Origin of the sequence: Nostoc sp. CMAA1605, assembly GCF_021596505.1 — a bacterium.
In the GTDB taxonomy this organism is placed as follows: Bacteria; Cyanobacteriota; Cyanobacteriia; order Cyanobacteriales; family Nostocaceae; genus Trichormus.
Window position 1 is genome coordinate 28,593 of sequence record NZ_PJIZ01000061.1, and the last position, 14,895, is coordinate 43,487.

Here is a 14,895-nt window from a genome sequence, read left to right on the forward strand (position 1 = left end):
TGAAAAGGGGAACAATAGACTTTATTCAAAAGTCCTGATTCTAGTGCTTTACTTTTTTAATTATTTAAAACGGTTTTATGAAAAAGGTTACTTTCACTCTGCTATGCTGGCTTTGGGTGTTTATGCCTCATGCTGCGATCGCAGGAGGTGCAAGTTGGGAATATCACATTGTTAAGTTCAGGAGAACATCCCAAACCTCAGCAGAATTTTCTCTACGTCCCACAAGACGAGAACAGAATTATCCTAGAAAAGAGTGCAAAGAAATTCTAGTACGCGCCCAATATCTTCCTGAAGCATTCTGGCGAAATACTTGGAGTAAATTCGTTTCTCGAAGAACACAAAATCAATCTCTCAATGTACTTGAAGAAGCATTTAAACAGAAAAAACCAACTCGATTTGGTGAGATCGGTACTGGTTTGAAGAAAGTAAATAATAAATCTTGTGTTTTTGAAAGTCGGGACTTGATGTGCGTCAAGAACATCCTAGTCAACAAAATGCTGTATATTCCTATCATGATCCTATTTAGCCTTATTAAGAGTGTTCAAATTTCTTCTTTTATGTGGCTCAATAAATTACTTTAAACTTCGATTTAAGCATCGTCGATAAATTATAGGATTCCTATTTGATTTTTGCGAAGCTGGGTACACTTTGATTCCTTCTTTCCTGTTCCCTGTTCCCTCCCTACGCAAATAATTTCACCGAATCAAAGCGGATTCCTATAGATATATTTGCATCTATTCCAGAAATCGAATCTCCTGCATTACTCTCTTGTTTTTCACGAAGTAAAATCTAGCAACTTTTTCTGCAAAAACTCACGCAATTGCTCATCTGGATCAAGTTCGGCTCTATCGCGTAATAATGGTAGCGTTTGGGGATGATTAAGATAATTTTCGATGATAATTTCTAGTGCTACCTGTCGCGGATTTTGTTGAAAATTGTACTCTCGCGTAAAGGGGTCATGCACTGCACAATGGTAGAACACTTCCAATATTTCTGGGTGATCTACAAACCCTTGTGCTAATTGTTGCAGTGCGACTTGACGGACATCTGCATATTTATCAGAAATGGCACGTTTTTTTAAAATGGTGAAAGTTTCAGGATCATCAGCAAACCCTGTGGCTAATTCCTGTAACGCTGCTTGGCGGACATCTGCATATTTTTCCGATTTAGCACATTTTTTCAGGATAGGGAGAGTATCAGGGTGATTGTGAAAACCCCTAGCTAATTCTTGTAAAGCTGTACGTCTCACAGATTCATTATTGTCAGCGATCGCACTTTGTTTGAGAATACTTAATGTATCTGGGTCATCTTGGAAATGTCTGGCTAATTCTTGGATAACTGCGCGACGCACATCAGAATAGGTATCGATGACAGCACGCTGTTTGAGGATGATGGGGGTATCGGGATCATCTTTGAATACTCTAGCTAATTCTTGGACGACAGCACGACGCAAATATTTATCCTCGCTAGCACTGGCGTGTTGTTTGAGCCAGGGAAGTGTATGAGGATCATCTTTGAATACCCTAGCTAATTCTTGCACAGCAGTTTGGCGGACATCGGAATAGGGGTCAGCGATCGCACTTTGTTTTAAAATGGGGAGAGTATGAGGCTCATCTTTAAACCCTCTAGCTAACTCCTGCACTGCGGCTTGACGCACATATTCATTTTCATCGCTAGTGATAGCTTGTTGGAGAATACTTAAGGTATCAGAGTCATCTTTAAACCCTCTAGCTAATTCCTGAATCACAGCTTGGCGTACCATCCAGTCTTCACTGGTGGCGAAATTTTTCAACCATTGCAAAATATTGCAGTCATCTTTAAACCCCCTGGCCAATTCTTGAATCGCTACCTGACGCACAGTCCCATATTGATCAACTGTGGCACGTTTTTTCAGCCAAAACAATGTATTGGGATTATCTTTAAAACTTCTGGCTAATTCCTGAATTGCGACTTGTCTGACATATTCACTATGATCAGCGATCGCACTTTTTTGGAGAATAATTAAAGTGTCAGAATCATCCTTAAAACCCCTAGCTAATTCTTGTACTGCGGCTTGTCTGACAGTCCAATCATTATCACTAGTAGCACGTTGCTTGAGCCAAGGGAGAGTATCAGGATCATCTTTAAACCCTCTAGCTAACTCTTGTAAAGCCGCACGGCGCACATAATCGCTATTATCAGCTGTGGCTAGTTGTTGTAGCCAAGGGAGAGTATCAGGATCATCCTTCCAAGTTGTTCCCACACAAATGACTGCTTTTGTGCGAATTTCTTGTACTAGTTGAGTTTCTTCTGCATCTAAATAAGGTTTGTAATAATAGGAGAGGTCATATTTAGTTAAAGCTTTAATTTTCTCTAATAATTTAGTTGATACAGAAGCGACTAACAGACGATTTCTCACCTCTGCTAGACATTTAGCAGCTAAAAACAAGTTAATAAATTTTTCTGATTCACCATTTTCATTCATTAAGTAATCGAGAATTTCACAGACAAATCTTGGCTCAATCATCCCAATAATTAAACGTAACACCTCATGCCAAGTTTCATCTTGCCAGTGTTTACCAAAAACTTCACAATCTAGTGACTGAATTGATAAAGTCTGCATTTCTTTAAATTGCCAGACAAATTCCCAAGCACAAAAATATTCCAAAAAAGTCCGATGTACAAACGCATAGTAATCTGCACCTACAAAACACAACATAAAATTGCGAATCCGTAGTTGATTCATCATCACCCTAGCAACTTTAGTTGGTTGTTCAAACTCCAGATTTTTCAGATAACGGGTTAAAATCTTTTCTAAATCCTTGGCACTAATTAAATTACCTACTAAACCCTTATCACTAGTTTGCATATGATAAGCGACTTGTCGCAACATCGCCTGCTTATCTTTATAGTCAATAATTTTAGGATCTAGCCGATAATCTTCTACTAAAGCCCTTTCCACATCCCATTGATGTAACAATACTCGTGATGCTTGTTCGTACAAAGTTGCTCTATCTCTAGGTAATTCTTGGTTACGATTGAGAATTGCCATCATGGTTAATAAAAGGGGATTCCCTGCCAATTCAGAAATCGCTTTTGATGTGTCAATTGCTCTTTGCAATCTCTCCTTTTTCCGCAGTCTATCTCCCAGTTCTTTAAAGTTTAACTCATGCCAACGATGCACAAAGTCTTGAATTTGTTCTAGCTCTAAATCTTGCAGCATGAAATGGCGAAATTCTGCGTCTCTCAATCTTTGTGGTTTATAGCCAATCACGCGAGAGGTAACAATTACCCTCACATCAGGATATTCATTAGTAAAACGATGAATATCGGTGATCACATCATCTCTTTTCCCAATATCAAACACTTCATCCAAACCATCAAACATAACTAAAGCATTGCCAGCTTTGAGTTGTTCATGGAGCTTATTTTGGTTGAGATGATGAACTATACCACTACATTTATGAAAAAATTCTAAGAAATTATGACATTCATTATTTTCTCTGCGCCGGATATATGTCCGCAGTTCAATTAATAATGGAATTTGCGAAGAGATGACATTATTTAAGGGAGTTTCTGCCCAGTTTAAAGCTAAAAATTGCAGCAAAGTCGATTTCCCCGAACCTGGATCTCCTAAAATAACTACATATTTATGACATTGCGTATCGTTAATAATATCTAAAACAGAAATAGTAGGCTGTTCAAAGTAAATTTGTTTGTAGTATTCTAGAGCTTCTGGAGTAATTTCTTCATCTAGCTGTTGACTTTCTCGTAGCTGTTTGAGATGTTCTTTAGGTAGTTCATGCACCTGTGCTAACACTTGATGAACTTCCCGGACGTGTTGAGGAATAAACATCCGCCATAGTCTTAATTCATTATAGGCGTAACCCGTAGTATCCAGACTATCTAATTTCAGGTTTCCGTATCTTTCACGTATTCCTTCTTGGTATTTTTTTAAGTCAAAATCAGGGGTAATGCCTTGAATTTCTAGTAAGTTATGATTGATTGATTCTAAATGCTGAGAATCTAAAATAGGTCGTAGTTGATCAGATTCTCGAATAATCGCTTTCACCTTTTTGAGATAACGTTTAGCTAATCTTTCCCAATCAAATTCTTGCGGAAGATTAGGTAATTTCATTTCATACCAGATTTTGGTCAAGATTTGAAAATCTAGTGTGTGACAGTCTGGTAGGAAAGGTTTCCCTAAAATCTGTCTAACAGATTTATGACTGAGAAATTGTTTTAAAGTCTGATTATAGGTTTGTAGTTCCGTTTCTTCTAACTCCGCATCTTCTAATTCTTGCTGCATGAGTTGCAAAAATTCTTTTAAGGCTTTGCCAGCAGCAATGTCAATGTCTTCTGGTTGGAGTTGCTGTAAAATGTTACCAGGAACACTTTTTAATAAATCTTTTGCCCAGTCTTTTGCCGCGTCTTTGGCTAAGTCTTCAAAAATCGACTTAAAAGCAAACCCGACAGCTTGAGTTATGCCCCAAACAGCTAACCAATCTAACATAATGTTTATGTCTGTTGAGGTTGTGATTTTGAGTATATCTAAGAGTTGAGAAAATTGCCGTGGATTTTAAGATATTTGTAGAAATTAGGTATTAATAAAAATTAGAGAAATTGTTCTGAGTAAATATTTTGAAAAGTCTTCATAAATAAAAATACTTAGGATTCAGTTCGTAGTAAGGACTTTAGTCCTTTTCTGTTGGCGGGGCATCTGTCTACGACACGCTACGCGAACGGAGAGAGAACTTTAGTTCTTACTACAAACCTTTAATTATTTACCCAGTTCTACTTAATTCCTAAATTTTCGGTAGATGTGTCGCGGTAGAATACCCCTAAAATAATCTCTAAATTTCAATCTATGATCAGCAAGGAGACTTACAAGACACCTCAAGACGTTTTGGCTATCCTGAAAGCGGGACTGGCTTTGGCTCAAGAAGATTTGTATCAATTCAATCTCAGTGGGTTTGATTTATCGAAGGCGCAACTACATCGAGCCACTTTGATTCGAGCCAATCTCAGTCAAGCCAATCTATCGGAAGCGGATCTGAGCCAAGCCGATTTAAGAGGAGCCGATCTGAGTCAAGCTATTTTACGTAATGCTAATTTACAAGCAGCTTGTTTGTATCGAGCTGATTTAAGTGGTGCAGATTTACGAGGAGCTAATTTAACTGAGATTAAGTTGCTAGGGGCAAGATACGATAGTCAAACGCTATTTCCTGAAGACTTCGCTTATAAATCTTCGGGCGCGATTGGCCCAAAGGCCAATTTAAATGGGGCGCAGTTGAATACAGCCAACCTACGCCACGCGGATTTACAGGGTGCTAGTTTATTAGGTGCTTATTTGGGGGGTGCTGATTTAACTTTAGTAAATCTCCAAGGCGCGCGCCTCAGTCAAGCAGATTTGCGGAAAGCTTGGTTGACAGGGGCTTATTTACGTCATGCGCGGATCAATGGGGCTAACTTAGCGGGAGCAGATTTGCGTGCCGCAGATATGACTGGTGTGGAATTTGAGCAGTTAGAAAGCGTTGCTGGTGCTGATTTTAGTCATGTTCAAGGGTTGAGTGATGAAATGCGATCGCGTCTTCTCAGTCAGCCTGCACAAGAATTAGATACACCCCACGCCTTAACTCGCAAAACTACAAGAGCCAGCCTAGAAAGTTAACTGCTTAAGATTTAATTACCGTCCACTCTTTTTTGAGCAACGCTAGAAAAGTGGCAATTCCTTTAGAAAATCCAGGAGGATCGGGTAGTACATACTGTGGGAACTCTTCATAGGGAAGCCACGGCTCTGACGAATCATGTCGCAGGTGCAGAACCCGATCAGATCCTTCCAATTTCCAGAGCATCTGACCACCACTGGGAATTTCCGCCATATTTTTCTCCTGTCGAGCAAATATAACTACTCGGTATAAATTAGGTATTGTCCAATTCTGTCAGCCTGTATATCTAGACCTTTGTGTTTTTTGTTGTCAAGCCTAGATACATTATAGAGACATCTAACTCAGCTAGACATGACTAAGAGGCGTATTTTTTGCGATGGCGCGCAATTACGGAGTGACGGGAGAAGCAGAGGAAGCAGAGGAGAAAAACCTATTACCAAGCCCGTTGGGGCGGGTGTAAGGGTGTAGGGGAAGAAAGAACAGCCAACAATCCAAGGGTTAAAAGCCTTGCCCATTGGGGCAACCGTGTTGGGTTCTTTTTCTATCCTCGCCCAACATTTTCCACCCCTATACCCTCATACCCTCATACCCTTACACCCCTAATGGATTAAATCTTCCATTGCAGCCCCTACTACACGGTAGTCTGGATCATTTCTCAGTTCTGCAAGAGCCGCCTTAGCCGTAGAGTCCTCAAAATTTTTCAGAGCATAGGCAACCCTAACCCGAATATATTCAAACTCAGAATTTTTGAGAATCAGGAGTTGAGATAAAGCAGCCTCTGACTGACGGGAATTTACTAATGCTCCTAACGCATCCACAGAGGCTTCTTGTACTGCTGCATCATCCCCTGCTAATCCAATCACACAAGTCTCTAAAACCTCTTCAGGACAATCCATTTCTACCAAAGCAGCCAAAATACTGCGCCGTACCAACCAATGGTCATCACGGGCAAACGTCTGCACTAGATGAGACACAGAAATCCGCCCAAACAACGAGAGAGAATTAGCCGCCTCTGCCCTGACATTAGGCGTGTTATCTAACTTCATGATTTGCAACAAAGCCGCAAAAGATTCAGACGTTTTCTGCTTACCCAACTCCCTAGCAACAAAAGTTCGCACCAAAAACTCAGGGTCTTGGACATGGCGACTGAGTAAAGGTACAGCAACATCAGTAGGATAATCTTGAAGAGCAGAGATAGCCTTGAGACGATATTGAAAATCAGCGTTTTGCAGATTAGTTTCAATTTGGCTGAGATCCATAAGAGTAAGAAATAGGGGTGTAAGGGTATAGGGGTGTAAGGGTTTAGGGGTATAGGGGTGTAAGGGACAAAAACTAATGACTAATGACTATTGACTAATGACTATTGACCATTGACTATTCTGCAACTGGAAAACTTTCTCCTCGTAAGTAAGCGTCAAAGTGTTGCTTAAAATATAACGTACTTGTCATATTTGCTTCATCACTGTGGTCGGGAGTAAATTCATAAATCGGCACTTTTTGACGAATTAGTTGTATTAAATTCGGATGTAATTGTTCAAAGGAGTCAACGCGAGCTGTTGTCGTCTCAAATCTTAAGCGTGCTGGATGACCGTACCCTAGTTTCATCCACGGTAGCCAAGGACAGTTTCGCGCCCAGGTGGCGGGAGGAAGATCCTTGACTTCTGGACGACTAATGTGGCTGGTGAAATATTCTGTACCATTAAAGGTTTCACCAGGACAATAGTCTCGGTATTGGGGATCTCCTGCTAATGGATGAGGATAAGTTAAGGGGATTTCTACAACAGAGGTAACATAGTCTTGCCCTTGAGGAATTACCGTCAGCCTTGGTTTGACAGAACCTTGTACTATGCGGTTGGCTATATGTACGATGGGTACAGCCGGACGGGTTGCGTCGGGTTGCCATGTGTGCAGGATTTCTTGTGTCTGTGGATGACAAAATAAACCCAATTCTCGATTAATCCGATAACCTACTTGTGCAAACTCAGAATCAGGACGAATGAAAACCTTGGTTGCATTCATCCCGATGATAGAAAATAACTTCTGCCATTCGCTCTGGCTCGATTGTTGCCACCAGACTTTCCCTTCCCATCGATAGTAAAGTTGTTGACCATGATTTTTTCTATAAAAATCTAGATTATTAAATGTGTAGTCTTCTGAATTGCTCATCGTTTCTCAAGAAACTACCGCTACAGTGTTAATAATAGGTTACTTAAACCAACAGAACTATTTCCATACTCCTCAAATTTGCCAGGGGTTTCAACTTTTAGTAAGTCGATTTATATTCTATGACTCAGCCACAATTGAGTGACAAAGTACGCGAACTCATCCAGAAGTCGCGGATTGTCAGTTTTGCTACTTGGACAACTACCCATCCACCAGAGGCGATTGAGCTTTTTCAGACCGCAGATAATGAGGGACGTTACCTCACTGATGAAGATTTGCAGCAAATACAACAGCTAGCACCTGCAACTACACCATTGATCACAGTTACTCAAAATCTGCGCGATCGCGTCACGGAAATCGTTGATGAAGCCAGAAATGATGTCTTAGCTAAATTTCCCGATATTACTCAACCAGGTGGTGGACTCTACCCAGCAGTTAGGGCAGATGCCTGTTGGCGTGATTTTTGGCACTTTCTACGCTGTATTACTTATGGTATTACGGGGCAACATACCGACTACACAAGCCCCGAAGGTTTACATTATATGCAGTTACTGTATAAAGAATTGCAAGTACCTTTAGATGCAATGGTTGTCGGATTAGAAGGAATTAAAGCCGCTAGCCTCAAGCGCACAGAACCAGCGCAGCAAGCAACCCTTGCGCCTTATTTTGAGCATTTGATTGAGCAATTAAAGCAATTTCGCTAACTTTTGCTGCGATCGCACAGCAGCTTCGACCACTAAGGGATTACTATCTTGCTGTAAGTCGTTCAATGCGGCTTGGCTTTGGGGAACGGGAAGATTACCCAAAGCTTCTGCTAACCGTTTCCGTAGCATCCAATCGTCGGCATTTACATATTGCAACAGACGATCAATCACACTGATAGCACCAATCTCACCTAGAGCCATAATTGCAGCTTCTTGCAATAGGGGATTTTTACTATTCAGGGCTTCTAGTAAAACTGCTTGAGCTTGGATATCCTTTAAGTTACCCAAAGCCACAGCCGCACTAAATTGAACTAACCAACTAGTATCTTCATAGAAAGCATGAGTTAGAGGAGCTAAAGCTTGCTGATCCTCTAAATATCCTAAAGCCCCGGCTGCCATTGCTCTCACATTATAGTCAGGGTCAGATTCCAGCACATTCACCAAAATTGCGCGATTTTCAGGAGTTTGTTTCACACCTAACGAGAAAGCAGCCATACCACGAACCTGCACATTCTCATCATAAATCGCCTGTTTAATTAATGGATAGGCATCTTGTGCTGGCATAGTCTCTTTTTGCAGTTCAATCATCGCTAAAATGCGATCGCTCACATTTGAGCTATTTAACTGTGCGGCAATTTGTTCTAAACTGTGTTGATTCATTTCGGCAAAAATCGGGTGTTAGCCCTATTCATTCTTAAAAATTTAACATAGAGTTATCCCCCTGCTGCCAAAGCAACTATGACCCAGTTAAAAACGCCGCTTACCTGGGAAGAATTTCTCGCACTTCCCCAAGGAGATATCATCTACGAATTAATTGACGGTGAAGCAATTCCTAAATTTAAAAACGATGAAATGTCGCCAAAATTTTTTCATAGCTCAGTAACAGGTGCGTTATTTTTACTACTGTCTACATGGTCGCAAGCCAAGGGAAGAGTCGTAATTGAATGAGCTATGAAGCTCACACGCAATCAACAAGACTGGATTCCTGTAGCTGATCTAACTTATATTTCCTATGACCGTCTTCCGGCCGATTGGATGGAAGATACAGCTTTTCCAGTCGCACCAGAATTAGTCATTGAAATTATTTCTCCTGGGCAAACTTTTGGAGAAATGACCGAAAAAGCCACTGATTATTTAAAGGCTCAAGTTCAACGAGTGTTGATTATTGATACTAAAGCGAAAACAATCACTATTTTTTATCCAGACGCACTTCCTGAAACTAAACGCGGTAATGATAGTTTGGCAGATTCCCTCCTCGAAGGACTAGAACTTACGCCTCAACAAATCTTCCAACAAGCAAAAATTCCTTAATGGGAGGGAATGGGGCATTGGGCATTGGGCATTGGGCATGGGTAAGGGACTTCTAATACTTGCTTTCGTCAAATAAAAAAGGTGCAGAAAATTTTACTTTTCTGCACCGGCACCTATAAAAATCGCAAATATCAAAGGAGCATGATATACGGCTAAACTTTGTGGCTAATCTTGCCGTTTAGCCGTTAATTTTCTGATTCAGCTGCTGTTTCACTTTCACTTAGGGGACGAATGTTGACAATCTTGCCACCCAAGCGGGTAATGCGTCGCATTTCATCATTCATGCGACTGTAGGGGACTTGAATTAAAACAGTGCTGCTGTTGCGAACTTGATATTTATTGTTTTCGGTTTGCTCGTTCTGTTTTAACCCTTCTACTTCATAGATAAAAACACGACTATCTGAAGTGGAAGTTGATGCTTTCATCCGTGGCTGTACCAACATGATGCTTGACCTCCTATTGTGCGATGGTGATGCTAGCAACCTTACCGCCTAGTTTATTGATTTGCTGTAAAGTGCTGGATAGTTGTTCGTAGGGGACGATAAACTCTTTATTGCTGCGACGTACTTTGGGATATCTAGGCAGACTAATTCCGGCAACTTCAATACGGTAAAGTCGGGGAGTAGAGCCTTGAGAGGATCTGCCAAAGGTGCGAGTGGGTGCAGTACCTTTTTTCGCAGCTTGGTAAGCCCAACCGTCAGTCCCACCGGAAGGTGCAATGATCGCAGAAGCACTATTTCTAGCTAAGTCGGTGGCTAGGCGAGAACTTGAACCAGCTAACTGAGAGCGATCGCTATTTGCATAGCCACGGTACAAACGGAACATCCGCGTAAAGCCAACGGTTTTTTGACCTATTCCTGTGGTGACAAAGTCCCGATAATAAGGAACAATCGCATCTCCGAAATAGCTATCATATTCCACAGAATCGATATAAGAATCGATGTCTGCATCAAAGCCCTGATTTTGGTAGCGATCAAGATGCTCAATCACCTCAGCTTCATCGTAGGGAGCGCGCCCCAACAGGTGTTTAAAGTTTAATTCGATTACCCTAGTTTGAAAATGGGGATACAAAAACTTGGTTTTGTATAGTTCAGACTTAGCTACTCCACGCACAAAATCCCGGACACTGATTTGTCCATTGGTCAGCAAGGATTCTAAGCTGGTGAGGCGTTCTGATTGCATCAGGTGGTCATTACCTAAAACCTGACGATAAACAGCCCAAATAACAGCTTTGGCATCTTCTGCTGTCCAATTAGGACGCAGTTCCACAGGGCGTGTTTGGTCAAAAGCTGTCGTTCCCAAACGAGATGCGGCGGTTGTAATTGGCACGAATAGGACTCCTTGAATGTTGCAAAATTATTGGAGACTGGGGACTGGGGACTGGGGACTGGGGATTAAATCAAAATCATTCTCCCCCTGCAACCTGCACCCTGCCCCCCTGCCTCCTATGCCCCCTGCCTCTTTCAATCAGGCGGGAGAAATATTGACCACTCGACTACCTCTCTGATTTAGTCTTTGCAGAGTAGGTGAGAGTTGGTCATAGCTGACTAAAGACTCTTGAATACTGCGACGAATTTGGGGGTTTCTTCCTCTATCTGCTTGGGTAAATCTGATGCGGTAAAGCTGGCCGCGATCGCCTGCAATTGTACCTGTCAGTCCCCGACCAAAGTTAGGAGTCTGCACGGGATTAGCTAAATTCTGAGCTAAATCCTTTGTTAACCACGCAGATTTATTTTTACCTTGGGAGCGATCGCTGTTGGCATATCCCCGATAAATCTGAAACATCCGGTTAAAGCCTACAGTCTTTTGTCCTGCTTGAGTAGCAAAACCGCGATAATGGGGAACTATTGATTCTCCAAAGTTTTCTTGATATTCCAATGAATCTATATAAGAATCAATTTCGGCTTCGTACCCTTTTTCTATATAGAGATTAACGTGGTAGGTAATCTCTGATTCATCGTAGGGCGCACGACCAAGTAAATGCTTATAGTTCAATTCAATGAAGCGAACTTGGGGCGTGGAGTAAAAAAACTTATTGCGATACAGTTCAGACTGTGCCAGCAATCGGACAAAATCTCGAACGCTAATATTACCTTGCTGCAATAACGATTCTGCACTGGTGAGACGTTCGCTTTGCATCAAGTGTTCATTACCAAACACCTGGCGATAAGCAGCATGAATTACTGCTTTGACATCTTCATTTGACCGCAACTCTGTGGGGGGTGTGCTGGCAAATGGCTCAAATCCTAGCTGACTGGCTGCGGTAGAACTAGTCATGAGTCAATCTCCTTAATTTTTGCAAGGAAAAAAACATACCCAGAACCCCAAAAAACTGCCCTTGCTAGCAAATCAGCATTCACAGCTTTAAGTTGTTCTGGGCAGAAAGAAAAATCTAGCTCAGAGCGTTGATAGCGTAGTCAATGTAGGAGTTAGCTTCTACAGCAGGGTCGCCACTCAAACCATGATTAGCTTTGATGTATTTGAGAGCTTCAACGTACCAGCTAGGAGACAAATCAAAGGTGCGGTTGATTTCTGTCAAACCACCAATTAAGTAGTCATCTAATGGGCCTGTACCACCAGCAATTAGACAGTAGGTGATGATGCGAATGTAGTAACCGATGTCACGTACACACTTGTCTTTACCACGCTGATCAGCAGCGAAGTTTTTACCTTGCATTTGGGTGGTGTAGGGGAACTTTTGGTAAACTGCGTTAGCAGCACCAGAAGCCAAACTACTAGCTTTGCTACTCAATGCTTTAGCGGCATCTAAGCTAGCGGATGCTTGACGGAAACGACCAAAGGCAACTTGAAGTTCTGTGGAGCTGAGAAAGCGTCCTTGAGAATCTGCGGTAGCGACTGCTTCGGTTAAAGGTGTTTTCATGCTGATGATCCTTTCAACAAATATGTAAAGTTATGCGTCAGACAAAAGATTGAGTGGTCGGCGTTGTTTCCCAATTCTTCAAAATTCAGCAATCATTTTGAATTTTGTAGCTTGCTTCCCGTAAGGGTATTTTGAATTGGTATTTAGCCAACTGCGGCAGCAGCGCGATCGAAGTAGCTGCTCAATTCAGCCATTAAGGAGCTACAGTCACCACGGGTAACGCCACTGGGGTCATTTGCAATTGCGATCGCAGCTTCTTTCATCTTGACTACACCGGTCGCTACAGAGGGGCCAGGAACACCCAATGCTTGATATGTTTCCCGCAGACCGTTCAAACAGCGATCGTCTAGAACGCTAGCATCACCTGTGAATACAGCGTAGGTTACATAGCGTAAGATGATTTCCATGTCGCGTAAGCAAGCAGCCATACGGCGGTTTGTGTAAGCATTACCACCTGGTTGAATCAACTGGGGTTGCTCTTCAAACAATGTCCGTGCAGCATTGGCAACGATTGTAGAGGCATTGCCTGTAATCCGGTTTACTACGTCCATGCGTTTAGCACCAGCAGCTACCATATCTTTGAGAGCATCGATTTCTGCATCGCTAACGTATGAGCCTCTAGTATCAGCTTGGGAAACTACCTTGGTAAAAGCGTCAAGCATTCCAGCTTCTCCTAATCACTATTTAGTATGCTGTTTATTCCATGTCGGTTCAAAGTCTGAGTTCTTGATGGTACTTCAGCTTCGTCATTCGTCGAAAATCAGCAGGCCAAAAGTTATTAGCAAGTTAAACAGTCGGCGAATTAGGGCAGAATTCACCATTTAACTTTTAGCTATTCCCATTAACTTACAGCACAGCTATAAATCAATATTGCGAAGCTTTTTCACAACTATTTCCCTAAGACTCACAATCCCAGATAATGAAATAGTTGTTCATCAAGTTTCAAGACACTGAACTTTTTCCATCAGGGGCAACGAGTTCAGAAGTCGTTTGAACCTGAATTTGATTAAAGCAATACATTTGTGCAAATTTTGTGCAATTTCTAAAGTATCGCCAGAGAATAGGTTAAAAAATATTAAGTAAAGTCTGAAAGCCTTATATTTCAAGGATTGTTTTTATTTTCATTTTGTCTTCAGACTTTAATTATCGTTACAATTGGCAATATTTAGACACAATTTTGATTTGATGCTTAGAGTTGCTATTTTTAAAGGAGTTTTTAGACTTAAAATATCGTTACATTTAGTCATATTTATATATGAATTTGTAAAATCATGTCAATTTCACTCTGTGTCTAAAAAGTACAGAGTTTTGACTGACTGAAATGCTCAATAAGCAGTTCTCGTGGTAATGAGATACACAAATAGGGACGCAATATCTTGCACCCTTGTGATGATTTTTATCTGACTCGATTAAAAAATGCTGTGAGTATTTGGGTATATGGCTGTGTTATGTCTATTTAATTTAAATGTAATTTGATTTCAATATAGGGTTACGACCTGTTGCCTGATATTAAGCTGCAAAATTATACACTGGCGTTTCCACAATGCGGATAGGTTCTTGTTGGTCGTAAATAATCTGCTGTAATCTCTCTACCGTAGATGGGGAAAAAAATTGTTCCCCTGTTTCTGGATTTATGCGTGCAGGGACATTTTCGATTAGGTAAAATTTACCATTCATCTCAAGTGTGTAGGTTACTGTTTTTTCTACTAGAGTGTCATTCAAGTTACTACTCATATACAACTATTTTATTAATCTCACCAAGCAAAATTACCAGGATGGCGATGAGCTATCCTCAAACGTGATAGCCACCCTGGTATGAAAAAAATTCATTGGGGATAATCTCAGGCTACATAATCGAAAAGCATAGTAGTCATGTAGCGATCTGCCCACTCTGTACCAAAAGATTTCTCTAGTACGCGCCGAGTTTTATCATTTTGTTGCTGCTTTGTACAGTAGTGGCGTTGTCCTGCTAACACCTTAGAGATGTCGAGATTTGAGGTTAGGGGTGTTTCTGTACTAGCAATTTGACAATGGATAGTGAGAAAATCCCGCACCCGATTAAGAAACATATCTTCTTCATCAGGGGTTCCTGGACGGACAAACAGACAAAATTCTGAAAAAATATCGCCCCAAGCTGGTAAATCTCGCGTTGGGAAAACGGGAGTTCCGACAAAACCGACAATTGTGA

Annotated in this window: 14 protein-coding genes and 2 pseudogenes; 4 read left to right on the top strand and 12 right to left on the bottom strand. The window is 41.3% G+C overall.

Annotated features, from left to right (window positions below):
- Positions 1-77 precede the first annotated feature (77 nt).
- Positions 78-581: a hypothetical protein gene (locus CV014_RS19405; RefSeq protein ID WP_236143523.1), complete on the top strand. Its 504-nt coding sequence runs from the start codon at positions 78-80 to the stop codon at positions 579-581.
- A gap of 194 nt (positions 582-775) precedes the next feature.
- On the opposite strand, the gene CV014_RS19410 is transcribed toward CV014_RS19405, so the two are convergent.
- Positions 776-4,492 (bottom strand): HEAT repeat domain-containing protein, encoded by a 3,717-nt coding sequence (locus CV014_RS19410; RefSeq protein WP_236143524.1) that lies wholly within the window; start codon positions 4,490-4,492, stop codon positions 776-778.
- Between the two features lie 354 nt (positions 4,493-4,846).
- Here CV014_RS19410 and CV014_RS19415 point away from each other — a divergent pair, with 354 nt between their 5' ends.
- Entirely contained in the window at positions 4,847-5,650 is an 804-nt protein-coding gene (locus tag CV014_RS19415; protein WP_236143525.1) for a pentapeptide repeat-containing protein, read from the top strand.
- A gap of 4 nt (positions 5,651-5,654) precedes the next feature.
- Here CV014_RS19415 and CV014_RS19420 read toward each other — a convergent pair whose 3' ends face one another.
- The 3 genes from CV014_RS19420 to CV014_RS19430 form a co-directional block, all read right to left on the bottom strand.
- The gene (locus tag CV014_RS19420; protein ID WP_103138121.1) at positions 5,655-5,861 is read right to left on the bottom strand and encodes a hypothetical protein; all 207 of its coding nucleotides are present in this window, start codon (positions 5,859-5,861) and stop codon (positions 5,655-5,657) included.
- Positions 5,862-6,247: 386 nt separating this feature from the next.
- Entirely contained in the window at positions 6,248-6,907 is a 660-nt protein-coding gene (locus CV014_RS19425) for a HEAT repeat domain-containing protein (RefSeq protein ID WP_236143526.1), read from the bottom strand.
- Between the two features lie 115 nt (positions 6,908-7,022).
- Positions 7,023-7,814, bottom strand: coding sequence for a DUF1838 family protein (locus CV014_RS19430; RefSeq protein ID WP_236143527.1), 792 nt, complete (start codon positions 7,812-7,814; stop codon positions 7,023-7,025).
- A gap of 119 nt (positions 7,815-7,933) precedes the next feature.
- On the opposite strand from CV014_RS19430, the gene CV014_RS19435 reads away from it, so the two are divergent.
- Entirely contained in the window at positions 7,934-8,515 is a 582-nt protein-coding gene (locus CV014_RS19435) for a phycobilisome protein (RefSeq protein WP_236143528.1), read from the top strand.
- Here the strand turns inward: CV014_RS19435 and CV014_RS19440 are convergent.
- The gene (locus CV014_RS19440; RefSeq protein WP_236143529.1) at positions 8,498-9,175 is read right to left on the bottom strand and encodes a HEAT repeat domain-containing protein; all 678 of its coding nucleotides are present in this window, start codon (positions 9,173-9,175) and stop codon (positions 8,498-8,500) included. The genes CV014_RS19435 and CV014_RS19440 overlap by 18 nt on opposite strands.
- 78 nt (positions 9,176-9,253) lie before the next feature.
- Between CV014_RS19440 and CV014_RS19445 the strand changes: the two are divergent.
- A pseudogene (locus CV014_RS19445) lies at positions 9,254-9,826 on the top strand (Uma2 family endonuclease).
- Between the two features lie 185 nt (positions 9,827-10,011).
- Here CV014_RS19445 and CV014_RS19450 read toward each other — a convergent pair.
- From CV014_RS19450 to CV014_RS19480, 7 genes and pseudogenes are all read right to left on the bottom strand, one after another.
- On the bottom strand, positions 10,012-10,269 hold the full coding sequence (locus CV014_RS19450; RefSeq protein ID WP_236143530.1) for a phycobilisome linker polypeptide: 258 nt from the start codon (positions 10,267-10,269) through the stop codon (positions 10,012-10,014).
- A gap of 13 nt (positions 10,270-10,282) precedes the next feature.
- Positions 10,283-11,155 (bottom strand): phycobilisome linker polypeptide, encoded by an 873-nt coding sequence (locus CV014_RS19455; RefSeq protein ID WP_236143531.1) that lies wholly within the window; start codon positions 11,153-11,155, stop codon positions 10,283-10,285.
- Positions 11,156-11,293: 138 nt separating this feature from the next.
- Positions 11,294-12,103, bottom strand: a complete 810-nt coding sequence (locus tag CV014_RS19460; RefSeq protein WP_236143532.1) for a phycobilisome linker polypeptide — start codon at positions 12,101-12,103, stop codon at positions 11,294-11,296.
- 115 nt (positions 12,104-12,218) lie between these two features.
- Entirely contained in the window at positions 12,219-12,707 is a 489-nt protein-coding gene (cpcA, locus tag CV014_RS19465) for a phycocyanin subunit alpha (protein ID WP_236143533.1), read from the bottom strand.
- A gap of 143 nt (positions 12,708-12,850) precedes the next feature.
- On the bottom strand, positions 12,851-13,369 hold the full coding sequence (locus CV014_RS19470; protein ID WP_236143534.1) for a phycocyanin subunit beta: 519 nt from the start codon (positions 13,367-13,369) through the stop codon (positions 12,851-12,853).
- A gap of 847 nt (positions 13,370-14,216) precedes the next feature.
- Complete coding sequence (locus CV014_RS19475) at positions 14,217-14,429, bottom strand: hypothetical protein (RefSeq protein WP_236143535.1); 213 nt, start codon at positions 14,427-14,429, stop codon at positions 14,217-14,219.
- Positions 14,430-14,548: 119 nt separating this feature from the next.
- Positions 14,549-14,895, bottom strand: a pseudogene (locus CV014_RS19480) (phycocyanobilin:ferredoxin oxidoreductase); the annotation flags it as partial.